General features: G+C 61.6%; 19 protein-coding genes and 1 pseudogene. 10 read left to right on the top strand and 10 right to left on the bottom strand.

Annotated features, from left to right (window positions below; genetic code table 11):
- Positions 1 to 9 precede the first annotated feature (9 nt).
- Positions 10 to 573 (bottom strand): hypothetical protein, encoded by a 564-nt coding sequence (locus ABQZ00_RS17545; protein WP_047128025.1) that lies wholly within the window; start codon positions 571 to 573, stop codon positions 10 to 12.
- A 719-nt stretch (positions 574 to 1,292) separates the two neighbouring features.
- Here ABQZ00_RS17545 and ABQZ00_RS17540 point away from each other — a divergent pair.
- From ABQZ00_RS17540 to ABQZ00_RS17530, 3 genes are all read left to right on the top strand, one after another.
- Positions 1,293 to 1,697, top strand: a complete 405-nt coding sequence (locus tag ABQZ00_RS17540) for a SymE family type I addiction module toxin (protein ID WP_323538606.1) — start codon at positions 1,293 to 1,295, stop codon at positions 1,695 to 1,697.
- Between the two features lie 1,178 nt (positions 1,698 to 2,875).
- Complete coding sequence (locus ABQZ00_RS17535; protein ID WP_323538607.1) at positions 2,876 to 4,696, top strand: XVIPCD domain-containing protein; 1,821 nt, start codon at positions 2,876 to 2,878, stop codon at positions 4,694 to 4,696.
- A 206-nt stretch (positions 4,697 to 4,902) separates the two neighbouring features.
- Positions 4,903 to 5,241, top strand: coding sequence for a hypothetical protein (locus ABQZ00_RS17530; protein WP_082473530.1), 339 nt, complete (start codon positions 4,903 to 4,905; stop codon positions 5,239 to 5,241).
- 114 nt (positions 5,242 to 5,355) lie between these two features.
- Here the strand turns inward: ABQZ00_RS17530 and ABQZ00_RS17525 are convergent, their stop codons facing one another.
- Together ABQZ00_RS17525 and ABQZ00_RS17520 are read right to left on the bottom strand one after the other, a co-directional pair.
- Positions 5,356 to 6,156 (bottom strand): hypothetical protein, encoded by an 801-nt coding sequence (locus ABQZ00_RS17525; RefSeq protein ID WP_323538608.1) that lies wholly within the window; start codon positions 6,154 to 6,156, stop codon positions 5,356 to 5,358.
- Positions 6,157 to 6,219: 63 nt separating this feature from the next.
- Positions 6,220 to 8,349 (bottom strand): ankyrin repeat domain-containing protein, encoded by a 2,130-nt coding sequence (locus ABQZ00_RS17520; RefSeq protein ID WP_323538609.1) that lies wholly within the window; start codon positions 8,347 to 8,349, stop codon positions 6,220 to 6,222.
- Positions 8,350 to 8,632: 283 nt separating this feature from the next.
- On the opposite strand from ABQZ00_RS17520, the gene ABQZ00_RS17515 reads away from it, so the two are divergent.
- On the top strand, positions 8,633 to 9,553 hold the full coding sequence (locus tag ABQZ00_RS17515) for a hypothetical protein (protein WP_323538610.1): 921 nt from the start codon (positions 8,633 to 8,635) through the stop codon (positions 9,551 to 9,553).
- Between the two features lie 142 nt (positions 9,554 to 9,695).
- A complete protein-coding gene (locus ABQZ00_RS17510; RefSeq protein ID WP_115552843.1) occupies positions 9,696 to 10,013 on the top strand; it encodes a hypothetical protein in 318 nt (105 codons plus the stop codon).
- Positions 10,014 to 10,349: 336 nt separating this feature from the next.
- Here ABQZ00_RS17510 and ABQZ00_RS17505 read toward each other — a convergent pair whose 3' ends face one another.
- Positions 10,350 to 11,939, bottom strand: a complete 1,590-nt coding sequence (locus ABQZ00_RS17505; protein ID WP_323538611.1) for an SDR family NAD(P)-dependent oxidoreductase — start codon at positions 11,937 to 11,939, stop codon at positions 10,350 to 10,352.
- Between the two features lie 395 nt (positions 11,940 to 12,334).
- Between ABQZ00_RS17505 and ABQZ00_RS17500 the strand changes: the two genes are divergently transcribed.
- From ABQZ00_RS17500 to ABQZ00_RS17485, 4 genes and pseudogenes are all read left to right on the top strand, one after another.
- Positions 12,335 to 12,979, top strand: a complete 645-nt coding sequence (locus ABQZ00_RS17500) for a hypothetical protein (protein WP_323514397.1) — start codon at positions 12,335 to 12,337, stop codon at positions 12,977 to 12,979.
- Positions 12,980 to 12,982: 3 nt separating this feature from the next.
- Positions 12,983 to 13,972 carry an XVIPCD domain-containing protein gene (locus tag ABQZ00_RS17495; RefSeq protein ID WP_323538612.1) on the top strand — a complete coding sequence of 330 codons (990 nt, stop codon included), beginning with the start codon at positions 12,983 to 12,985 and terminating at the stop codon, positions 13,970 to 13,972.
- A gap of 181 nt (positions 13,973 to 14,153) precedes the next feature.
- Positions 14,154 to 14,944, top strand: a pseudogene (locus ABQZ00_RS17490) (SPFH domain-containing protein).
- A gap of 144 nt (positions 14,945 to 15,088) precedes the next feature.
- Positions 15,089 to 16,063 carry a glutathione S-transferase family protein gene (locus ABQZ00_RS17485; protein ID WP_323538613.1) on the top strand — a complete coding sequence of 325 codons (975 nt, stop codon included), beginning with the start codon at positions 15,089 to 15,091 and terminating at the stop codon, positions 16,061 to 16,063.
- Positions 16,064 to 16,084: 21 nt separating this feature from the next.
- Here ABQZ00_RS17485 and ABQZ00_RS17480 read toward each other — a convergent pair whose 3' ends face one another.
- The 6 genes from ABQZ00_RS17480 to ABQZ00_RS17455 all read right to left on the bottom strand — a co-directional run bounded on the left by ABQZ00_RS17480 (position 16,085) and on the right by ABQZ00_RS17455 (position 20,427).
- A complete protein-coding gene (locus tag ABQZ00_RS17480; protein ID WP_323538614.1) occupies positions 16,085 to 16,546 on the bottom strand; it encodes a DUF4126 family protein in 462 nt (153 codons plus the stop codon).
- Positions 16,547 to 16,836: 290 nt separating this feature from the next.
- On the bottom strand, positions 16,837 to 17,766 hold the full coding sequence (locus ABQZ00_RS17475; RefSeq protein WP_323538615.1) for a CPBP family intramembrane glutamic endopeptidase: 930 nt from the start codon (positions 17,764 to 17,766) through the stop codon (positions 16,837 to 16,839).
- A 24-nt stretch (positions 17,767 to 17,790) separates the two neighbouring features.
- Positions 17,791 to 18,276 carry a winged helix DNA-binding protein gene (locus ABQZ00_RS17470; protein ID WP_323538616.1) on the bottom strand — a complete coding sequence of 162 codons (486 nt, stop codon included), beginning with the start codon at positions 18,274 to 18,276 and terminating at the stop codon, positions 17,791 to 17,793.
- A 21-nt stretch (positions 18,277 to 18,297) separates the two neighbouring features.
- Positions 18,298 to 18,531, bottom strand: coding sequence for a hypothetical protein (locus tag ABQZ00_RS17465; protein ID WP_323538617.1), 234 nt, complete (start codon positions 18,529 to 18,531; stop codon positions 18,298 to 18,300).
- A 32-nt stretch (positions 18,532 to 18,563) separates the two neighbouring features.
- Positions 18,564 to 19,514 carry an alpha/beta hydrolase gene (locus ABQZ00_RS17460; protein ID WP_323538673.1) on the bottom strand — a complete coding sequence of 317 codons (951 nt, stop codon included), beginning with the start codon at positions 19,512 to 19,514 and terminating at the stop codon, positions 18,564 to 18,566.
- A 277-nt stretch (positions 19,515 to 19,791) separates the two neighbouring features.
- Positions 19,792 to 20,427, bottom strand: a complete 636-nt coding sequence (locus ABQZ00_RS17455) for a YiiX/YebB-like N1pC/P60 family cysteine hydrolase (protein ID WP_323538674.1) — start codon at positions 20,425 to 20,427, stop codon at positions 19,792 to 19,794.
- Positions 20,428 to 20,638: 211 nt separating this feature from the next.
- On the opposite strand from ABQZ00_RS17455, the gene ABQZ00_RS17450 reads away from it, so the two are divergent.
- The gene (locus ABQZ00_RS17450) at positions 20,639 to 20,974 is read left to right on the top strand and encodes a DUF3817 domain-containing protein (RefSeq protein WP_323538618.1); all 336 of its coding nucleotides are present in this window, start codon (positions 20,639 to 20,641) and stop codon (positions 20,972 to 20,974) included.
- The last annotated feature ends 91 nt before the right edge of the window (positions 20,975 to 21,065 follow it).

Here is a 21,065-nt window from a genome sequence, read left to right as displayed (position 1 = left end):
GATTCGCGTTCAGTTCGTGACCGGAAGGGCAGCGATCCTGGAAACACCGGGCAGCCGCTGTGTATAGAGCTTGGCCATGTCATCGGGGTTGACCACATGTGCAAAGTGCTCGAGGCCGATGGTCAGGAAATCACCATGGCGGCCATCGCGCTTGATTCCCACTTCAACGGCCTTGAGCGCGCTGATCCAATACCAGGAGACGTTGTCATTGTCCTCGCCTCTGTAGGCGTACCAGAGCGGGATACGGAACATGCGCTCGAACGCGACCGCTTTCAGCAGCTCTTTCTGCAGGCTTAGTGTGAAGCAGGGCGAGCCGTCCCACTCCTTCAAGTCAAAGTTTTTGGCGTCAACTGCAATCAGTCCGATGGAGTCGAGCAGGACCATGAAATCCGGTCGCTTGATCTCGCCTGTGAAGAGTGGGGCGAAGCTTTCCCTTGCCTGGCAGACCGCAACGTAGGACAGGCCAGAGTCGCCGAGCCACTTGCAAAGATCCGTTTCCCCGATATCGCCTTTCTCCTTGATTGCCTCCTTGGTACCTACAATTGACTCCGAAATTCTTCGCAAGATTGACATGTCGTTCCTTCAAGTGGCGCGGAGCGCGGTATACCGAAAACAGCAAACCATTGCATCGGTCGCAGTGCACAACTCCTTGAGAACGGATCTTCGGTTTTGCGATACGAGTCACTGGCTGAGCGATCGATGCCAAGCATTCGAGGCGTGCTTGCCCTGCGGGCACGGAGCCAGGCAAAGGTCTTATGTGGCTATTCACACGCCATACCTTGCCCTAGCAATCTAATCCCAAGGAGCGTCGAAACTCCTCTAAGAGCGGTACCCACCTCCGTCAAACCGGTGGGTTTTTTGTGCCTGCATCCTGCAGGTACAAGCCGATGCGATGCCTGCGTCGGGAGGGCGGCTAATACAACACCCGCAAGGGAAATACGCCCGCCGGCTCTTAGCGGTTTCGAACCTCCCGACATCCCGTCGCCGTTGGCGGCGGTTCTTGGGTTGTTCCAGGAGGGCGTTGCCATGTCTACCGCATCATCCATGCAGGTATCTGCCCCGGTTGATCTATTGCCAGCCTCCGCTCACCCCCTGCGGTGGGATGTGGCCCCAGTGCTGCGCCGGCTCGCCGCACGCGCTGCTGTTGAACAGGTGAGCGACGCTCCCGTGCGACCGCTGAGTCGCCAGCTCGGTACGTTGCCGCAAACCTCGTGCCGCCGGTTCGCACGCAGTACAGTAGCAGTGCAGCAGTGCGTGGCTGTAACCGTCACGCGGCACCCCCTGGATGCGCCATGACACGCCGCCGCACACCCACGGCATCCGCCAACGCACGGCCCACCCGCACGCGTACACGCGCAGCGCCGCCCAAACGAGTGCAGTGGGTCGTTGTGGAACCCGACCGCACCAAGCTGCCACCGATGCTGCTGCCCGATTCGGATGCCTTCCCGCAAGGCCCCGGCACGCTACGCGCACCCCGCCGCGCCCGCCGCCCGCGCCAATACACCCATTACCCCGGCGCCCACGACCACGCCGGCGACCAGCACGTGCCTCACGTCCGCCTCAGCGGCCTATGGCTGGAGCAACTGGGCTTTGCTATCGGCACCAAGCTCCGCATCACTGCGAGCGACGGGCAGTTGTTGATGGAGGTGTTGCCGCCGGTGGAGCTGCCGGCCGCATCCCGCAGAGCGCGACGGTAGCTGGAACGAAGTCGCAGTGGCGGTATCGTGGTTCAAAAGGCCAACCGTCCCGACCAAGGATGCTCCATGATGGACGACGCGAAGGAAAACGAAGTCTAGGACCTTACATAACCAGCGGGGCTGGGCCAGGTATGCGCATATCGATTGCTTTACTTTCAGTAGCACTTCTTGTTCTTGGCTGTAGCGCTGTGTCCGCTGCGAAGACGCGTCAGCATGTTGCATATCCCATAGAACTCTATGGGGTATGGGACTTGGGCCCACAATCCTGCGAGCTGCCTGTGAATCCTGATTCGGATTCGCCCATACACATCGAGAAAGCCCGGTTGCGTGGGTACGAGCATCAGGAGACGCCGGTCTCAGTCAGGCTTGTCTCTACTAATCCGCACGCTTGGGCTATCTCCGCAATCGCGGATTTCGCACCAGGGACAAGAACTGATAATTTGTACGTCCTGAAGGGCGAACACCTTGTCATTTCTGACGGCGAGTCAGTCAGGCAATATCGTAGGTGTAAGTGATCGAGCTAGGTTGGTGTGATCCAGGAGAACCATCATGTCGGATGAGGATGAAAGCGCAGATTTTCAAACGCCCTGCTCGCTCCAAGGCCTTACGCGGCTGCCTGTGCCAACGGTCGATTTCTGTACGATTTTATTCGCACGCAAGGAATTTTCATGAAAATAAAGTCTGTTGGCTGCGTGGCGCTTGCGCTCTTCTTCATCACAGGATGTACGGTGGTATCCGCGGGCGCGGACATGAGTGCTCCATCCGGCGACTCGCTTTGTGAGCAATCCCGTGGTTGGGGGGGCGCAGGTTCGACGCAAGCCCTACAAGTAAATCCACAGGTCTCCGAAGATGATAGCGGGCGTTCTTATCGCTTTGATCTTGGCGGTCGAGGCGGGTTGAAGCGCTTGGACGCTAGTTGTGGGTGGGGCTCATATGCGGAATGTAGCTTTGAGGCAGTCCGGTCCGATGGAGCAAGTTATCGCTTCTCAGAGATGTCCACGTTTGGCCTCTGGGAGACGCAACAAGGGTTGTATCTTGTTTACCGTATCGTCGCGCCGAAGGAAAAGGCCGCAGAAGGAAAGCGGAGAGTCGTGAGGGTGGGTAATCCGCCTGCAGAGATCTGCAATCAGATCGGGGACTACTCTAATTTAATGTAGTTTTAGATAAGGAGATCAGTGATGCCTATCAACTATCGCGAGCTTACCCAAGAGCAGTACAACGCGCTCACCGGTGATCTGGTCAAGCTCACTGAAAGCTTGCACGCGCGCTCCCAGGATGTCGGCGATGGTCGGGCCAAAATCGGCTATGGCTATACATTTAATCGCTCAAACAATGCTGCGATCTGGGGTGAGTCCGGCATCGATCTCTCGGATGCGCAGCGCAGACAATTGGCAGCGATCGATGCTGCAGCGCCTGGAGATCGCACAAGGCTTGGTCTGCAATTTGATCGTACGCTCAATGCTGCAGAAGGGGACCGGCTGCTAGCCGCGTCCATGCCTGAGTACGATCGGCCAATCAATGCGTTGAACATGCCAATGTCACAAGAGCGTGCGGCGCTTGTGTCGCTCGTCTACAACCGTGGCGCGGGTTCGTATAACACCAACATGCAACCATTTCGGGATGTTGTATTGGCCGGAGATCGCTCCGAGGCCTGGTTCGAGATGCGCTACAACGCCTGGGGAAGCAATGCTGCTGCGGAAGCGGGCCTTCGCAAGCGTCGTGTACTGGAGTCCGAACTCTTTGGCCTTTACAGCGATCCAAATAACGTCACAAGCGACGAGGCGCTGTCTACTTACCAGATGTATCAGCAACATCGCGAGCGCATCAACCGTGACGAAGCTCGCTGGGGTGTGGGTATCGATGGAAATCCCGGCCAGCGTAACTTGATTGCAGAAGCTAATCGGGATTATGCAACCTTGTTGGAAGGGCGAGGCAATGTACAAACCCTTGCGGAGTCGTTGAATCCAGCGCGCTTGTGCCTGCTTTCTGACCTGCGTGAGCAACATCCTGAAATTGCAGATCGATTGAATAATGATACATTCAACGCAAGCTCGATCCATGTAGATGCGGGTCGGGACTCTGCGCGGGTTGTCGTGGATGCCGATCACGCCGCGACAATCGATGCCACCCGCCGGAGGAACGGCGCAGAGGTCAGCAATAACGATCTGCTGTTAGGAGGCGGAGGTAATGACATCCTGATTGGCGGACAGGGCAACGACGTCCTGATAGGTGGGCCGGGCCATGACGTACTGCGTGGTGGGGCTGGTCATGACACCTACATCGTTAACGATGGTGATGTAGTGCAGGATGCCGACCGAAATGGTCAGCTATTTTGGAATGGCCGGCAACTGACCGGAGGCACCCGGCAAGCGGATGATCCAGAAGGTGTCTTTCGTAGTGCAGATGGTCAAACTACTTACCGTATCCAAGGTGCTGATCTGTTGATTGGCAACGAGCGGGGACAGTCGGTAACAGTGCAGGATTTCCAGTCAGGAAGCCTAGGTATCGAGCTCGGCCAAGCGCGTGTTCAGCGTGAGGGTGGTGCATCACGGACTGAACCAGGTGCGGTCAACATCCCGGAAAGCGGGACATACCAGCTGGCATCGCTATCCCAAGACCCGTTGCATCGCCAAGCCGAAGATGCGGTTCGTCGCCTTGAGCAGGGTCTTGGCAGAGAGTACGACGACAACAGCGCCCGGCTGGCAGCAAGCAGCGCACATCTGGCCAAAGAGCACGGGCTGTCGCGGATCGATCATGTCGTGCTGAGCGAGAACACCAAGTCCGTGCAGCAGGGCGAGAATGTCTTCGTTGTCGAAGGCGGGTTGAACGATCCCGCTCATAAGATGGCGCATATGAAGACCAGCGAGGCGATAGCGCAGCCCGTCGAGCAATCCTTGGCGCAATTGCAGGCCTTGGGCGAAACGCAGCGCCAACAGCAATCCCAGCAGCAGGAGCAACAGCGAGAGCAGTCGATTGCGCCTCAACACCGGATGGTGTGATGCCTAGTGCAATTTGTCTGGGGCTCTTACACGCTCCGTCAACCGCACGCTGTAGGGAGGTAGGCGAGGTGCTGTGCCGGCTGTCCGCTTCTGGTAAAACATCGCTCTACCGCAGGAAGGAGCCGCGCCGTATGCCATTCGCTATCTTCCGTTCTTACGTTTCGGCATCGGCCGCAGTGGTCGTTGCCACTTTTGCAGGATGCGCCATGACCGAGCCGCCGATCTCAAAAAAACAGTTCTCCGAGCATGTTGTGACGCTGCTGGCCGGCAAGGATTCGGCTGTGGTCGAAGCCGGCAAATTGACCGATTTTCCTTGGAAGACGCTGTGCTTCGAACGCGATGACAGCCTGTTGCTGAAGTTCGATCGCGACGGAGAGACATCCGTGCTGCCGTTGCCTTATGAAGATTTCTTCGTGGACGAGGCCCATGTGGCCAATTCCCTGGAAGATAGCTGTGTCACGCCATCCGATCGCATCCTGATCAAGAAGAAGTATCCGGGCTATCAAGCACCTATCGAGTTTCAGAACGCAGCGCAGGGAGGATAAACTGTGGTCGAATTTGCGGATCTGCGGACGCCAGACGTGAGGTTGCGCCATGGGCATCTTGGTACTGCGAAGCGTTGAGCCGCGCTCGGAGTAATGCCGGTTGAATTTAATGCTTTAGTTCTTTTGCCTGGCTAGCCCTTTCCTGCATAGCGAAAGATTGGTTCGCGCTGCGCGCACGATTGCCAGATAGCGGTCCGCAAGGATCGGTGGCCAGTTCTCCATCACCGCTTCGTCTTCTGTCGCTGCGTCTTCCGCGTAGGCATTCAAGGTCTCCAGACACTGCGCATAGAGCGCGTTCTTGTACTGGGTGATTGCCAGATCATTGCGGATATCTCCCTCTTCTTCCCAGTCCAGTGTCGGCGCACATTGCGCCAGTACCGGGGACAAGGTGGCCAATGCCGTCTTGTAGTCCTTGCGGTCGTAATGCTGCTGAAACGCCGTGCGCGTGCGCACTAGGGAGTTACCGCTGCAGCCGGCTATGGCCCGCAGGTAGGGGGCTTCGAAACCGCCGTTATAGCCGCACAAAGACTTGCATTCGACCGGCGTGGTGGTGGTCACGTCGATACCTTCGGCGTTGCCCGCAAACTGCACTTTGCAATCTGTGGGACCCATCTCGCTTGTGGCGATGCCTTGGTTTCCATCGATCACGCCTTCTAGAAAGCACATGGCTTGGCCGTTAGTGCTTTCCAAAGAAAACCGTAGCGATTGCTTGTGCCTGGTCAGTCGCAGATGCCCCCATCCCTTTTCGGTGATGTATTCGCCGGGCACAAGAGCGACGCTTGCTGCAGGGTGGTCCAAGATCGCTGCGGGTTCGGGCGCGCCGTCAGGCGGCTGCGCGAGGCAGATGGCGGTGGAAAATACCGTAGATGCAAGGCATGTCATTGTCACAAGGGAGATCTTGTTTTTCCTGTCCATGCGTCTGCTTTGGCGTCCTGGAGGTTATGGAGCGATGTACATTGCCATCACCCTTGATGCACATCACCGCAATGCCGCCCGCACCGTCTGCAACGAGGCGGCAAACAGATCGACGGCGCGCTTGCCATCGTTGTCTTTGATGGTCTTGTCGGCACCCCTGGCGACCACGAGCGCGTAATTGGGCGCGCTCTCGTCATTGCTTTCCTGTTCGGCGGCGTAGTGCAGCAGGGTGCGGCCCCGGGTGTCGCGGGCGTTGATGTCGATGCCCAGGCTCAGTAGAAAATCGAGAAAGGCCACTTCCTTTGGAAACGTGTGGCGCGGTAACCAATGATGGCAGGTGAGGTTATGCAAAAGGGTTTGCTGGCCCGGTTGCAGGGCGAGCGGGTCCAGACCCTTGGCCATGATCAGGCGGACCAAGTCTGGCTGGAAACAATAGGCCAGCGACGAACGTCCATCGGCTGCGGTGCGAGTAGCGTCCGCACCCAGTTCCAGCAGCGCGGTGATGGGGCTATCGGCGTCGAGCGTGTGGGACAGCAGGGCCGATTGCAGCGGAGTGTAGTGCAGCGAGTCGTCGGGCTTCTGTGCGATGGCCTGCGCGTTGATGTCGGCGCCGCCGGCAACCAGCACACGCACTTTCTCGCCGGTGCTGGCGGTGTGCAGCGGAGTGGTGCCGTGGATGTCGCGCGCGTTGGGATCGGCGCCGTGCGCCAGCAGCACGCGTGCGGTGGCGACGCCGCCCCAGTCGAGCATGGTGGTGCCGTTGTCCCAGCGTGCGTCGGGGTCGGCGCCGGCATCCAGCAGTGCTTCCAGCATGTCCAGATAGTCCTGCAGGCTGAGGTGGTTGCGCAGCTTGCTGTCGACGTCTTTCACCGCCTCCTCGCTGGCTTGCTGCAGGGCATGCTTGGCGGCGCGATAGCGCTCGCGGGTCTGTGCATCCTTGGCGTGGGCGATCATGGCATCCAGCGAGTCGAGGCTGCCGATGCTGATGCTGTCGATCAGGTGCTGACGGTATTGGGCGCGGGTCATTGCGGCGATGGGCCCGCGGGTGACCACCAGATCGTGCAGCGGCCAATAGCGCTGATTGGCCCAGCCGTTGACGCGTGCGCCGTGGGCGATGAGCCAGCGTACGGTGGCCAGCGTGCTGTGTTTGACCGCCGTATTGAGAGGTAGCAACCGTGTGTTGAGCGTTGCGCCGGCCGTGAGTAGGCGCGCGATCACGGCCGTATTGTCATGCCGGGTGGCGTAGTTGATGGCGGTGGAAAATTCCTGATCGGACGCGATGTGCTCGCTCAGCCAGTCGCTGTCCGGCGTGCAATCGGGCACGGCGCCTGCCAGCAATGCCGCCTCGACACCGACGAGCGAATTGGCGCGTGCTGCGTCCAGCAATGCGCGATCGGCCGCACTGCGCTCCACTATCGGCACTGGCGGTGTGTCGTTGTCGGGCTGTGCGGGGTCGCGCTCCAGCCAGGCAAGCCAGGCCTTGGCGCCCTCGCTGCCGGCATCCAAGTAGAAGGTGTCGTTTTTCTGGCCATTGCCGAAGCGCATCCACGAGGCCCATTCGGTGCCGGCCATGCCCAACGCCGACATCTGGGTGATGAAGCTGAAGAAATCCGTGGCCAGCGCCAGGCCGTGCAGCATTTCCAGCTCGTGCGAAAAATAGTGCACCGGTTGCCTGGTGGGATCCGGGTGCGTGGTGTCGATGGTCAGCCAGTCGCCGTTGATGAGGGTGTAGAAGGCAAACTGGTGTTCCCAAAGTGCAGGGCTGTTGGGTGCTTCGGACAGGTCGCGATTGGCCAGCTCCTGCTTCCAGTCCAGAAACACGGGCAGTGCCATCGTGTCGATGTGGGTCAGGCTCCACACCGCGTCGCGGTTGCAGCTCATGGACGGCAGGTCTTGCTGCTCCATCGCGCGCAGGTGCGAGGGTACGTACCAGCCGAAGATCACCTCTGCCGACAGCTCGCGCAGCACGCGACGCAGCTGTGTCGGGATCGGCATGTGGTGACCGCGTTCGAGCGACAGCAGCTGACGTTCGGTCGCAGGCGGGGCGATCAGCAGCGGCGTCACCTGCCAGTCGCGCTTGCGGGCGATGGCTTCCATCCAGCGCCATTTCGCCTGCCACTGGGTCCAGCGTGTCTGCAGGGCGGTGTCCTGTGGTGTGCAGGCACCGAGCAATGTGGAGGTGGCCAGGGCCATGAGGCCGGCCTCGAGAAGCTTGCGGCGTGAGAGCGTGATCAGAAGCGGTTCCTTGCGTCTGGCGACGGGGCGAGGCGTCTGCGAGCAAGGATGCACGCAGCAATGCTAAACGGGCGACAAGGCTTTGCCGCATCAGCTTCGGGCGCGGGTGGGGATGTCGGCCAGACGGCCGCTGCAGGTGCTGCGTTGCGCTGGAACCCTGGGCGATCCCTGGCCGCGGGTGGGGCAGGGGCGGCGCAGGTGTCGCACGGTTGCGTAGGATAGGCAGCACGGAGGCACCAGCATGGACCCGACATCCCACCACCAGGATCGCCTGGCTTCGCGCACACGGCTCTACGCGCTGTTGGCGCGAGAGGCGCGCACCGGCGTGATCTTTCGGCGTGGGCCCAGCAAGCAGGTGCAGCTCATCCGCTGGGATCGCGCCACCGACACCTTCGGGCACGGGCAATGGTTCAAGGGCCGCATCTACGAGCGGCGTTGCGATTTGTCGCCGTCGGGGCGGTTGCTGGTGTATTTCGCGGCCAAGCACAAAGGCTATTTCGGCACCTGGACGGCATTGTCGCGCCCGCCGTTTCTGACGGCGTTGGCGCTTTGGCCCAAGGGCGATTCCTGGGGCGGCGGCGGTGCGTTCGAAGATGAGCAGACGTTGCTGCTGAATCATCGCCCGCAGGAAGGTCGCGAGCCGTTGCCGCTACCGACAGGCTTTCAGCTGAAGCACACGATGGCGGTACGGCCATTCGGGCAATGGTCTGGCGGTGGCGAAGACGAGCCGATCGACAGCGTGCTGCCGCAGCGCGATGGTTGGCGTGTGATCGACGTCGGTGAGGGGGAGCGGGGCGGCCTGCGGAGCAGGGTGCTTTACCGCTTCACGCGCCCGCGCGTGTGGGAGAAGGACGGCGGTGGCGGGCGTCGGCTGCAATCGCTGCTGCATGCCGTGGGGCGTCAGAACGATGCGTGGTGTGCGCTGGATCACCGTGTGCTGGATCGCGATGGTGACGTGCTGGCGGACTTGCCCGGCACCGACTGGGCCGATTGGGACGGTGGCGACCTGGTGTTCGCGCGTGGCGGCTGCCTGTATCGGCTGCGCAAGAGCGATATCCGGCGCTATCCCGAGGAGGGCGAGCAGGTGGTTCGGCTGCTGCATGACTTCAGCAATGCGCGGTTTGCGCCGGTTGCACCCACGGCGGAGGCGCTGCGCTATTGATCCGCTGTGCATGAAAATGGCCATGTAGCCCGCGCTCTGGCGCGAGTGACGCTGTCGTGAAGTGCCTGCGATCACCTGGGCTTGCACTCTGCGCGGTTCTGCGGATCACGGTACTGCGACAGGTCGAGCCTGATCATGCGGCATGAATAGTGGGAACCAGATCACGGCGCGAGCCGTCTCCGTCGCGCCTGGCAGTACAGGGCGCTCCAGTAGCAAGCTGATGGTCGAGTTGTCGAGCAATCCCGATCCACGGTGGTTGGCGTGCTTCAACTTCGTCGTTCAAGGACGGGACGGGTTTTTCATGCAAGCCAGGCCAGTCTTCGACCGAGGCAGCTTTGAAGGCGAGGTGCCTGCCGAGCAGGTTGATGCGTTCCGGCAGCAGCTGCATGAGGTCATCTCCGCCGCCAATGTGCTTGCGAGCGCACAGGCCAATAAGGATGCGTTGCGGCTGCGACGCTGAGCATCGCCGGCACGATGCAAGCGATGCGGTTCGATTCTGTGCGGCAGCGCGATGGCGACGCCTGCACCGGCGCTGCACACAGCCGATTGCGGCGTTGGTTTGGGACATCGCGCCCGTCTGGATACCGGCACCATCTGTGCGCGATGGACACGCGACGTTGCCGATGCGACGCAGGCGCAAAGGCTGGGCGCAGTCACGGCGGCAGTGCTCTCCGCCCTACTACGGTGGATGCGCAATAGCAGAAACCGCAAGCGCGCTCGCTTCCAAACGATGTTGGCGAACATGACTCGCCGGCACGCATCGCATCACTGCGACGCGTGCCTGTATTGCCACCACTCACCAATCCGTCGGCGCGTAATCCTTCAAAAACTGCCCCCACACATGCTCGCCGGTGTTGGCGCCGTGGATGATCGGGTCGACGATACGGGCGGCGCCGTCGACGATGTCCAGCGGCGGGTGGAAGCGTTCCTGCTGCACCTTGAGCGCAGCGATGTCGGCCGGATCTTCGTCGGTGACCCACCCAGTGTCCACGCTGTTCATGTGGATGCCGTCGCTTTGATAATCGGCGGCCGAGGTGCGCGTCATCATGTTCAACGCGGCTTTGGCCATGTTGGTATGCGGGTGGCGGGTGGTCTTGAAGTTGCGGTAGAACTGCCCTTCCATCGCCGAGACATTGACGATGTGTTTGTCGCGCTCGGGCGTGCGCAGCATCAGCGGCTTGAGCCGCGCGTTGATGATGAAGGGCGCGATGGCGTTGACCAGTTGCGTTTCCAGCAGCTCGACCGACGGCACTTCGGCCATCAGCAAGCGCCAGGAGTTGCGTCCGCGTAGATCGACCTGCTGCAGATCCTGATCGAGACGGCCTTCCGGGAACAGGTGCTCCTGCCCGACCAGCTCGTCGTCCAGCAGTGCCACCTGCGACAGCTCGGCGGCGCGGGTGAGGCCATCGGCATCGGCCAGGCCGCGTCCGTGCACGGCCGGCAGCGCGGTAGCCGAGGCTTCACGCAATAACTCGGGCGTGCGCAGGCCTTCGTAATGGCCAACGAGCTTTTGGACGGTGTCCGGCAGTGCATCCAGTGCGGCGGTTTCGTTGGCCATCATGTGCGCGTAGAACTGCGGCGGGCGGCGCACGGTCTGGCAGGCATTGTTGATGATGAAATCCAGCCGCTCGCGTGTGGCCAGCAACTGGCTGCAGAACGCCTCGACGCTGGGCGTGTGGCGCAGATCCAGGCCGAACACCTGCAGGCGATGACCCCACTGCGCAAAATCCGGTTCTTCCGCGTAGCGCGCGGCCGAATCGCGTGGGAAGCGCGTGGTGACGATGAGCTCGGCACCGGCACGCAACAGCTTCAAGCCAGCCTGATATCCGATCTTGACCCGTCCGCCGGTGAGCAACGCCACGCGGCCGCGCAGATCGGCGGTTTCGGTGCGCTTGAAGAAATTGAGCTCGGCACAGGCCGGGCACATCTGATCGTAGAAGTGATGCAGCTGGGTGAACTTCTGCTTGCACACATAGCAGTGACGCAGCTCGGGCGAATGCATCGGCTCCGGCGTCTCGGATGCGTTCTCGCCGTTGTGGGCGTCGTGCAGTCCGGCGGCGTGCGGCGGGAAGACGTTCGGTGTACTGAACACCGGCTTGCGCCGCAACGCACGGATACCACGTTGTTCGAGCAGCGCCTCTGCCTTACGCACCTTCTCCTGATGCCGCTCGCGCTCGCGCTGCTTGAGCAGCTGCCGGCGCGCCTTCGGCTCGGGGTGATAAACCTTGGCCACCACCTGGTGCAGGCGCACGCGGTCGGCCTCGGGCAACGCGTCGAGCACGCTGCGGTCGGCCTCGATCGCCTCCAGCAGATCCAGCGCGGCGCGCAGGCGGTCGGTCAGGGGCAGGTCGTCGGTGGGCGGGGGTGCGGGGGGCGTGGTGTTCAAGGTAGATCCGAAAGAAGCGGCACAGGCCGTGGCAAGGACGGCGGGCAGCCGGGAATGCACAAAGGGACGCAGGTGAGGACGACAGCGGGCTGCCGGCTGGCGACCAGCCTGGGGCAGCCGCTTGGGCATTTTCGCCGATTGTGGGGCCGTGGCGCCAATCGACGGGTTGGAGGGGGGGCGATCCCTCTGCCGCGACGGATGAGGGGCTGCAGGCTGCGACAGCCCCAGACGTGCACGGAGTCGTGATTGGGGCTAGCCGAGCGGGTGTGCTGCCGCCGCATGCGGTTGCCAGTTCTCTCATCGACGCTGACAGCGCTTAGAATCGGGTCGCACGCAGGGCCGGCAACGCGGCTTTGTGGGATGCCCACACCACGTCCAGTCAGGAAGGACCTGCCATGCCAGCATTTGCGGTTCCATACTTTTGCCGGTTCACTCTTGCACTGGCGATGGCAGGTTTGACCGCGTGCGGCGCTGCTCCAGAGCAGTCGAAACCGGCGCCCCCGATCAGCCGCGAGGTGGCCGCGAAGCGAACTGTGGTCCCACTAACGCGCCCCGTCGCCCTGGACAAGGCCGGCATGATTGCGGATCTGGAGTTCGATCTTCCCCCGCCTCGACCTGGGGCATCTGCCGATCTGATGCTGGGCCTGCGTGTGTGGGCTGCGGATGCGACATCCATGTACGAGGCCAAGGATCTGATTAATGGTGGAGAGTTCCCGGCGAGATTGCATCTGACGCGCGTGGATGGTGCAGCCCCAGTGCAGATTGCGCTGACGAGTATCAGCAAAGACTTGAGTCGTCGACTTCCTGTTGCCGAAAGTGGTGAGGTGTCTGGTACCACATCGACCAGCGTAGACAGTGCAATGCTCAAGGATGCCGGACTTCTCGACCAGAGCTCGGTGTATGGCGTGTTGAGTCTGGCCCAGGTGGAAAGAACTGTGCCCGGAAGATATCGCCTTGTTGTTGAACTCAAGGATGATCGGCCGGATTTGAATGTAAAGAATGTTGAGTTGATTGTTGCTTATTTCAATAAAGGGAAATAGTTCATGGCCAAGGAAGATCCTTACCTTCTCACAATTTATCTTGCATCCCCCGGTACGCCGCTAAAGGAAGGGGGAACATCCTTCACCGGGCATATGTATCTGGAAACTTCCCACGCTGATATCCATGAAAGCTTCGGCTTTGCACCAAGCGGAAGATCAAGAGTCCAGGGGCGCGATTCGGACGAAGTCCCTGGTGAGGTGTCCGGAAAAGATGTAGAAAATTACAGGGACCCTGAGTACGCCAGGACGATGGAGATCACCAGGGAGCAATACGAGAAAATCCGCGAATTTTCCGCCGACCCTGCGAAACATGGCTTCGACATGAAATACGATTCATTCTCCAATTCATGCGTCGATTTCAGCTGGGCGGCACTGAATCATGCCGGTCTTTATCGCCAGACCGTCCTCGGAGGCATAAAGGGCTATGAAGGCGAGCCGAAGGTGCTGCATAACGAGCCTGAAATTCAGAAGCTCAGGGCACCGTTTCCGGAGAGTGAGTTCAACAGGGAAGTGCGCAACCCGAAGCCCGAGCGAGACCTGTGGCAACTCATCTTGTCCGATAACCAAACACAGACCGATACCGGCCGCTTGGTTGCTGATGGCACGCCGACAGACCCGCTCCATCGCCAGGCCGAGGAGGCCGTAAGCCGCCTTGAGCAAGGGCTTGGCAGGGAGTACGACGAAAACAGCGCGCGCCTGGCGGCAAGTTCTGCGTCCCTGGCCAAGGAGCACGGTCTGTCGCGGATCGATCATGTTGTATTGAGCGAACACACGCCCTCCGCGCGGCAGGGTGAGAACGTGTTTGTTGTCGAGGGAGCTCTGAACGACCCAGCGCACAAGATGGCACATATGAAAACGGGCGATGCGATCGCGCAGCCCGTCGCGCAATCCCTGGCACAGCTGCAGTCCTTGGGCGAGACGCAGCAGCAGTCACAGCAGCAGGAGCAGCAGCAGCGAGAGCAATCGATCACGCCGCAGCACAGGATGACGTGAGGTCTGCTCCATCTGGAAAGAGGTTGCGCTGCGATTGACGGAGCGGAGCGATGGTGGAGCGTTTCAGGGGGCTGATCATTGACCAGGTTCCAGGCCGCGAGCGGGGATGCGATCGCCTGAATGATTCGGTAGTCTTTCACGCAACCAGGCGGATAGGCGCCCGGGCATTCAGGGGGCATCGATGAAAAATTCCACTCTGGCCATTGTATTGGCCGGCTTGCTCTGTGCGTGTACGGTGGTTTCGCCGGATCCAGGCCAGCAGGCGGTCCTTGTGGACAAGCCGCTGTTGTTTGGAAAAGGGGAATCCGCCTGGACGATGTGCGTGATCCTGGTCGTACGTATGCGTGGTTGACCACGTCCGCTACCTATGTGGATGTGACGCCGCAGACCGTGCAGGTGGCCTTTGATGACTTTTCGTCCAGTGACAATATCCTGCTGGATTTCTCCACCCAGATTCAGTATCGGATCAGCGCACCGGCATCGTTGTTGTCCGGCTTCGGGCAGGATTGGTTCAAGAACAACGTCGCCAGCCAATATGCGTCCATTGTGCGCGACCAAGTCAAACGCTACGACATGACCAAGATGATGAGCGATCCCGACACCGCCAAAAAAATCGACGACTCAGTCACGCAGAACGTCCGTGCGTTGGTCAAGGAGCAGCGGCTGCCGATCGAGATTCAGAACATCACGTTGGGCCGTGCACGTCCCAATCCGGATGTTTTACAGCAGATGAACCTGACCGCTGCACAGCAGCAGCGGGTCAAGACGCTTGTCGAGGCCACCACGGCCGAGCGGCAGCGTGAACAGGAGCAGGTCGCCAAGGCTGATGCCGATAATGCCTATCGCAATCGCATGGGGCTGACCCCGGAGCAGTATCTCGCCAGCCAGATCGCCGAACTCAATGCAGATGCGTGCAAGAAAGCGCAGGCGTGCTACATGGTGCCGTCCGGCACATCCGTGATCGCGCGCTAGCAGGCAGCCCATCAGGCCGCGCGCTGCGACCTGCTGAAGCGACTTGCGCGGTAAGCACACGCGCTGTAATCGCAGGCCCGCTCACGTGTTTTCCAACATGGCTGGGCTACGGTGCTTGCCTGTTCTGCAGTGCAAGGAAACACCATGGGCCTGCTGGTCGATGGCAAGTGGCTAGACCGTTGGTATGACACCGATAAGAGCGATGGGCGCTTTGAGCGTTCGCAATCGCAATTTCGCAACTGGGTGACGTGCGACGGCGCAGCGGGGCCGCATGGGGGCGGCGGATTTCAGGCGGCAGCGGGGCGTTATCACCTGTATGTGTCGCTGGCGTGCCCGTGGGCGCATCGCGCCTTGATCTTTCGCCGCCTCAAGGGGTTGGAGCCGCTGATCGATGTGTCGGTGGTGAATTGGTTGATGCGCGACCAGGGCTGGACGTTCGATCCCGGCCCGGGTGTGGTGGCCGATCCGATTCACCACGCCACGCGCCTGTACGAGGTGTATCTCAAGGCCGACCCGCATTACTCCGGGCGCGTGACCGTGCCGGTGTTGTGGGATCGCGAGCGCAACACGGTGGTGAGTAACGAGTCGGCCGATATCATCCGCATGTTCAATAGCGCCTTCGATGAAGTTGGTGCGGCCGAAGGCGATTTCTATCCGGCCCGGTTGCGCGAGCAGATCGATGCGCTCAACGCGCGCATCTACGACACCATCAATAACGGCGTGTACAAGGCGGGCTTTGCCACCACGCAGGCTGCCTACGAAGAAGCGGTGGTGCCGCTGTTCGAGACGCTGGATTGGCTGGAGGCGCGCCTGGGTGAGCAACGCTATCTCTGCGGTGCCACGCTCACCGAGGCAGATTGGCGGCTGTTCACGACACTGATCCGGTTCGATGCGGTGTATGTCGGTCACTTCAAATGCAATCTGCGACGGATTGCCGACTATCCGCAGTTGTCCGGATTTCTGCGCGAGCTCTATCAGATGCCCGGTATTGCAGACACGGTGAATTTTCAGCACATCAAGGGGCATTACTACCAAAGTCACGACAGCATCAACCCGGCCGCTATCGTGCCGATGGGGCCGGTGCTGGATCTGCAAGCAGCGCATGGGCGCGGTGGTTGAGACGCAGCTTCCCTGTTTGGACTAACGCCTGGCCGCATCCCGAATGATCAACGTCGCCGCACCCACCGCGATGGCGTCTTCGACAACACCGGTACTGGTCTGGCCGTAGCGTTCGATCGCACGCATGCGCGCATTGAAGGTGAGATAGGCCGCGGCAACCGCTGTTGTGGCGCCGAGCAATGCTGCGATGCCACGTTGTTCGCGCGGTGCCAATGCGGTGCCGACGATGACACCTGTGGCGATGCGGGCAATCATGCCGGGCAGCACGATGCGGTCCGGAGCGGTTTTCATTTTGTCGCCGGCCAGCTCGCCGCCGGCCAGTGCCAGCATGCCAGCCGATGCCAGGGGATTGGCAAGCAACGCCGGCGCGCCGTTGTCGGCAGGAAGCTTGCCGGTGCGTGCAGCGTTGGCCACTGCAGCCAGCGGGGTCATCGAGCGCATGCCGGCGACGGCGCTCATCAAAATGGAGTGGATCAACGCCATGTGCACCTCTGCAAGGGCGTACCGACGGACTCCAACGTAGAGCCAGCAGGCGCGCATCAGGTTGTTGGTGCTCAGAGCCTAGGAGGCCGGATGTCTGCGCGATGACAAGGCGGTGCCATGACGATGTGTGCTGGCGTCCAGGCGTGACGATCTTGCCCGACGCGTGGCATCACGCGGTGCGCGATGCATGCCCGGGTGGTCGTGCCGCCATGAAACGGCGATGCGGTGGGTGCGCCATGGCGCTGCCCGACCATGCAGACGCGGCAGCGTATTGCCATCGCCAAGACGGGTCAGGGTTGCTTTGCAAAGCTGCCCGCGCGCCACGCCATCCACAACACCGCCAGACCCACCGCCAGGCAGATCAGTACGCCGGGTAGCGAGGCTTCCGGGCCGAAGGCGCCGCCGGTGAGCCATTCGGGAAATCCGGGACGGGCCGTGCTGCGGGCGATGGCCGGGCCCATGTCGGTTCCGGAAACCGCTGCACCAAACAGATAGCCCTGGGTGAAGTTCCAGGCGATATGCACGCCGATCGACATCCAGATGCGGCCGGTCAAGGCGTAGAACGCGCCAAGCAGGATGCCGGCTTCCAGTGCGATGCAAATCGCCGCAAACGCCGTTGCATGCGGGTTGGCGATATGGCCGAAGCCGAACAGTGCAGCAGAGGCGGCGAACGCCACCCACGGGCCGAACGCGCGCCATACCAGGCGCAGAAAGATGGCGCGGAACAACAGCTCTTCGATCACCCCGGCCTGCAAGGCCTTGCGCACCGCCGTCCAGGCTGGCGCCGGGCCCAGCGCTTGTATGTCGTACAGCCCGAACAGCGCCATGATGCCCATGACCGCGGCGAACATGGCCGCGCCGATCACCAAGCCGATGGTCAGCTGCGGCAGCATCGGGCGCAGCGCAAGCTCGCTGGCGGTGCGCCCTTCGGCCAGGCGCACCGCCAACACGTAGACCGCCAATCCAACTGCGATGCCGATCAGGCTGGCGACCAGCTGCAGGGGGCCGGAGTCCTTGGGTAGCAGGCTGCCGATGCCTCTGCCAGCCATGGGCGCCAGCGTGGCGACCACCACCAGCAGCAGGACCGCCCAGGCAATCGCTCGCAGCCAGCGTAGGCGGCCGGGATGCAGGAATTTGCGCTCGCCCAGCGCGATCCGGTGGGGCGTTTGGCTGTGCGTGGCCAGTGCGCTATTGGCAACCGATGGCGTGGGTGCTTGCATTGGGGACGTCCTGTGGGGTGGTTGCTAGCGGGTGGTTGAACGGAATGACGCGTCTGAGGCGGCTGCGATACGAGTCGCGAATGAGCGGTGCTGCAAGGCGGCAATGGCTTCAGCAAGGACAGCGGAGAGCGCAACGGACAGCTCCTGATCGAGCTGTGCGGCGGCTGCGTTGGTCGCGGCCCATTGTTGTTGCAACGCAGGCACCATCTTTTTTGCCTTCGGCGTCAGTGCCACGATGCGTTCGCGCGCGTCGGCACCTGGCTTCAACACGGTGAGCCGTTGCCTGGTCATCTGCGCCACGGTCTGGCTGGCAGCGGAGTGGGTGATGCCGATCTCCTGCGCTAGAGCCTTGATAGGCAGCAGCCCTGATCGCAGCAGGACGCGCAGGACGGGTGTGTAGCGCGGCCGCCAGTCCAGCCCTGCAGCGGCATAGACCGCTTCCAGATCGCCATCAAGCAGCTCGATCAGGTGACGGACCAGGGTGCCTAGGGTCGGAGATGGTGCGCTCATAAATCAAATGTATAAGCGCTGTTACATTTGTGCCATGTGCCGGAAGTGGGGGGGCATCAACGTCAGCTGGGTGAGGTGGTCGGAGGTGCTGCGTAGGCTGATGCGCTGTGTTCCGGAGAGTGCGGTGGTGGAGAGATCCGGGCGGAGTTGCACGTGATAGCGCTCGACCTCGAACCCTGCGCCCGGCAGTGTCGGCGCTGCGGCCATCAGCGAACACGGTGCGACTGCCAGCAGCGCAATTGCCCGTAGCGACATCGGGACCTTGCATCCAGCCAGCACCCGATGTTTCACCGCTCGCTCCGATCAGAAGTCTTTATCCCGAGCAAGGCCTTCAAGCCGTGGGTGGCGCCGCGTGGCCCGATGGTCAGGTGGTCCTCGTCATTGAGAACGTCCAGCTCGACCTGCAACGACGGATAGTGTCGCGCGCGCAGTGCCTGTGCCATGTGCTGTGCGTCGATGACCATGTCGTAATTCTGGTGATAGCGCACCTGCTCGTACTCGCCGACGTACATGTACACCTGTGCTGGCAGGTCGGTATGCGAGGCGGCAAAGCTTTTTTCCTGCGCCACCATCGCGTGCTCGCCGTACCAGTACGATGGGCTGCCCAGGATGTAGCCGGCAAACATGTCCGGTGTGCTCAACAGGATCTGCGTGCCCAGCAGGCCGCCGTACGAATGCCCCAGATACAGGCGGCGCTGTTCGTCGGTTCGGTAGCGGTTGGCAACGAACGGCAGCACGCGATCGCGCAGGTAGCGGATGTAGTCGGCGCTCTTGCCGTGGGTGGCAACGGGCGCTGCGGTTGGGCCATCTTCCGGTGTGGGCGTGTAATCGCGTCTGCGGCTCGGCATGGGCTCGTCGCCGACTGCGTAGGACAGCCCAACCAGAATGAAATCCTCGATGGCTGGCCCTTCGCCGTTCAAGCGACGCGCGATCTGCTTGACCAGTGGAAACGCATAGTCGCCATCGGTGGCATACAGCACCGGGTAGCGGCGCTGTGGATTGTCCGCATAGCCACGTGGCAGGGCGACGAAGACCTGGTAGGTGCGACCTGTCGCCGGATCGGGCACGTCCCAGACCTGCGTATCGGCCAGTTCATACGGTTGGCCCTCGCCACGCTGGCTACCGGGTGCGTGAGCGGGCGTACGCGCTGACACCGTTGGCTGTGGCGTCGCTGCAGGAGCCGGTGTTGGCGGTGGTGCTGGTGCTGGTGCCTTGCCGCAGCCAGCCAGAAGCAATATTCCCAATCCTGCTGATAACAGCTTATTCAAGACAGCCTCCTGTGTGGCGCTAGAGCGCAATGTTGTTGCAGTAGTGCAGATGACATCTAGACGAGGAGACGCGGCGAACCGCGCGTACCTGCTCTGTGGCGTTGGACGCGTGTAGACATCGATGATGTCAGTCGACCTGAAAGAAGCGTTAGGCACCTGGCACCGTACAACACGCCTGGGTCCAAAGTCTTCGATGATCGAACGGCGCAGCGCTCCCAACCAGCTAAAACCGCGGAAAAACACGCCTTCAGTTCAACGGACCAACCACGCGCAACACCGCTGCCTTGGCCATATCGTTCGGATTGGTGCCGGGCAGGCCCTGCGGCACGTCCATGCCCTTGCTGCGATAGAAGTCGGTCCAGTACAGCGACACGTTGCCGGTCTGCAGGTTTTTGAAGTTCATCGGTTGCAGCGCAAACACCTGATGTGCGCGGAAGGCGCGCTCGATGAAGTCCGAGCAGTAGTAACTGTTGTCGTCCTGCACGTAGGTCTGGTTGTACGGTTTGCCGAGCATGCGCCGCGCCTGCGCGATGGCGTCGGCAATGGCGGGGCGATGCGCGGGGGTGAGCCGGTACACGACGATCTGCCGCTGCTTGGCGGTGGCCTCATCGATGAATGCCTGCAGCGATTGCTCGCGCGAGCCTTGTTCGTCGGCATGCAGTACCACCTCGGTATCGCCGGCATGTGCCACCAGCGCGACATGGTCGAAGCTGCGTTCGCCCTGTGTGGCGGTGGCGTCGTCGATGGCGCCGCTCAGGCCGCTGCGCGCTGCGGTGACGAATAGCAGGTCGCCATCGTGCATTTTTAGTGCCATTGCGGTGGCGGGTAGTAAGGCAGTGAGTAGTAAAAGCAGCAGAGCGATGCGCATGGTGTGGGGCGTCAGGACAACAGTGCCGGCATTATCGCCGGGATGCGCGTGGATGCGCCGAGCCGTAGGACGCTGCGTGCGTGCTGCAACCATCAGCAAGCGCGGGACGTGTACTGGCAGCGCCACGTGCCGGTTCACTTGGTCTTGCCTGTAAACTGGCGCTGCCAGCGGGCGTCGCCGCCGCCATCGCGTCGCGGCAATCCTTGAGTAGCCACTGGAGTGTTGCATGCGTTCTGCTGCTGCGTTGTCGCCGATGGGTCGGCTGTTTGCGGTTGCCGCCTTGATCGAAGGCGTTACCTGGGCCGGGCTGTTGCTCGGCATGGTGCTCAAGTACGGCACACAAACCACCGAGGTGGTGGTGTGGCTGTTCGGTCGCCTGCACGGCGCCGCCTTTCTCTTCTACGTGGTGGTGAGCGTGCTTGCCGCACTGCGGCTGCGTTGGCCGTGGTGGGCCTGGGTGCTGAGCCTGCTGGCCGCGCTGCCGCCGTTGGTGACGGTGCCGTTGGAAATGTGGTTCCGGCGCATCGGCTTGCTCGGCCAGCGGCCGCCGTCTGTCGGTTGATGCGGAGCATGCGTTTAGGCCGCTTGCGGCATCGACCGCAGTAGGTTTGAGCGCATCAGGCCAGCCAGTCGCAGGTTTGCAGCATCACCGA

This window comes from Xanthomonas sp. WHRI 10204 (genome assembly GCF_040202875.1).
Taxonomy (GTDB): Bacteria; Pseudomonadota; Gammaproteobacteria; order Xanthomonadales; family Xanthomonadaceae; genus Xanthomonas.
The sequence above is the reverse complement of the archived record's forward strand: the minus strand, read 5'-3'. Positions and strand labels throughout refer to the sequence as shown.

What these genes read in the sequence shown, in the direction of transcription:
- ABQZ00_RS17545 (WP_047128025.1), bottom strand. Translation starts at nt 573, where the DNA reads ATGTCAATCTTGCGAAGAATTTCGGAGTCAATTGTAGGTACCAAGGAG.
- ABQZ00_RS17540 (WP_323538606.1), top strand. Translation starts at nt 1,293, where the DNA reads ATGACACGCCGCCGCACACCCACGGCATCCGCCAACGCACGGCCCACC.
- ABQZ00_RS17535 (WP_323538607.1), top strand. Translation starts at nt 2,876, where the DNA reads ATGCCTATCAACTATCGCGAGCTTACCCAAGAGCAGTACAACGCGCTC.
- ABQZ00_RS17530 (WP_082473530.1), top strand. Translation starts at nt 4,903, where the DNA reads ATGACCGAGCCGCCGATCTCAAAAAAACAGTTCTCCGAGCATGTTGTG.
- ABQZ00_RS17525 (WP_323538608.1), bottom strand. Translation starts at nt 6,156, where the DNA reads ATGGACAGGAAAAACAAGATCTCCCTTGTGACAATGACATGCCTTGCA.
- ABQZ00_RS17520 (WP_323538609.1), bottom strand. Translation starts at nt 8,349, where the DNA reads ATGGCCCTGGCCACCTCCACATTGCTCGGTGCCTGCACACCACAGGAC.
- ABQZ00_RS17515 (WP_323538610.1), top strand. Translation starts at nt 8,633, where the DNA reads ATGGACCCGACATCCCACCACCAGGATCGCCTGGCTTCGCGCACACGG.
- ABQZ00_RS17510 (WP_115552843.1), top strand. Translation starts at nt 9,696, where the DNA reads ATGAATAGTGGGAACCAGATCACGGCGCGAGCCGTCTCCGTCGCGCCT.
- ABQZ00_RS17500 (WP_323514397.1), top strand. Translation starts at nt 12,335, where the DNA reads ATGCCAGCATTTGCGGTTCCATACTTTTGCCGGTTCACTCTTGCACTG.
- ABQZ00_RS17495 (WP_323538612.1), top strand. Translation starts at nt 12,983, where the DNA reads ATGGCCAAGGAAGATCCTTACCTTCTCACAATTTATCTTGCATCCCCC.
- ABQZ00_RS17485 (WP_323538613.1), top strand. Translation starts at nt 15,089, where the DNA reads ATGGGCCTGCTGGTCGATGGCAAGTGGCTAGACCGTTGGTATGACACC.
- ABQZ00_RS17480 (WP_323538614.1), bottom strand. Translation starts at nt 16,546, where the DNA reads ATGGCGTTGATCCACTCCATTTTGATGAGCGCCGTCGCCGGCATGCGC.
- ABQZ00_RS17475 (WP_323538615.1), bottom strand. Translation starts at nt 17,766, where the DNA reads ATGCAAGCACCCACGCCATCGGTTGCCAATAGCGCACTGGCCACGCAC.
- ABQZ00_RS17470 (WP_323538616.1), bottom strand. Translation starts at nt 18,276, where the DNA reads ATGAGCGCACCATCTCCGACCCTAGGCACCCTGGTCCGTCACCTGATC.
- ABQZ00_RS17465 (WP_323538617.1), bottom strand. Translation starts at nt 18,531, where the DNA reads ATGTCGCTACGGGCAATTGCGCTGCTGGCAGTCGCACCGTGTTCGCTG.
- ABQZ00_RS17450 (WP_323538618.1), top strand. Translation starts at nt 20,639, where the DNA reads ATGCGTTCTGCTGCTGCGTTGTCGCCGATGGGTCGGCTGTTTGCGGTT.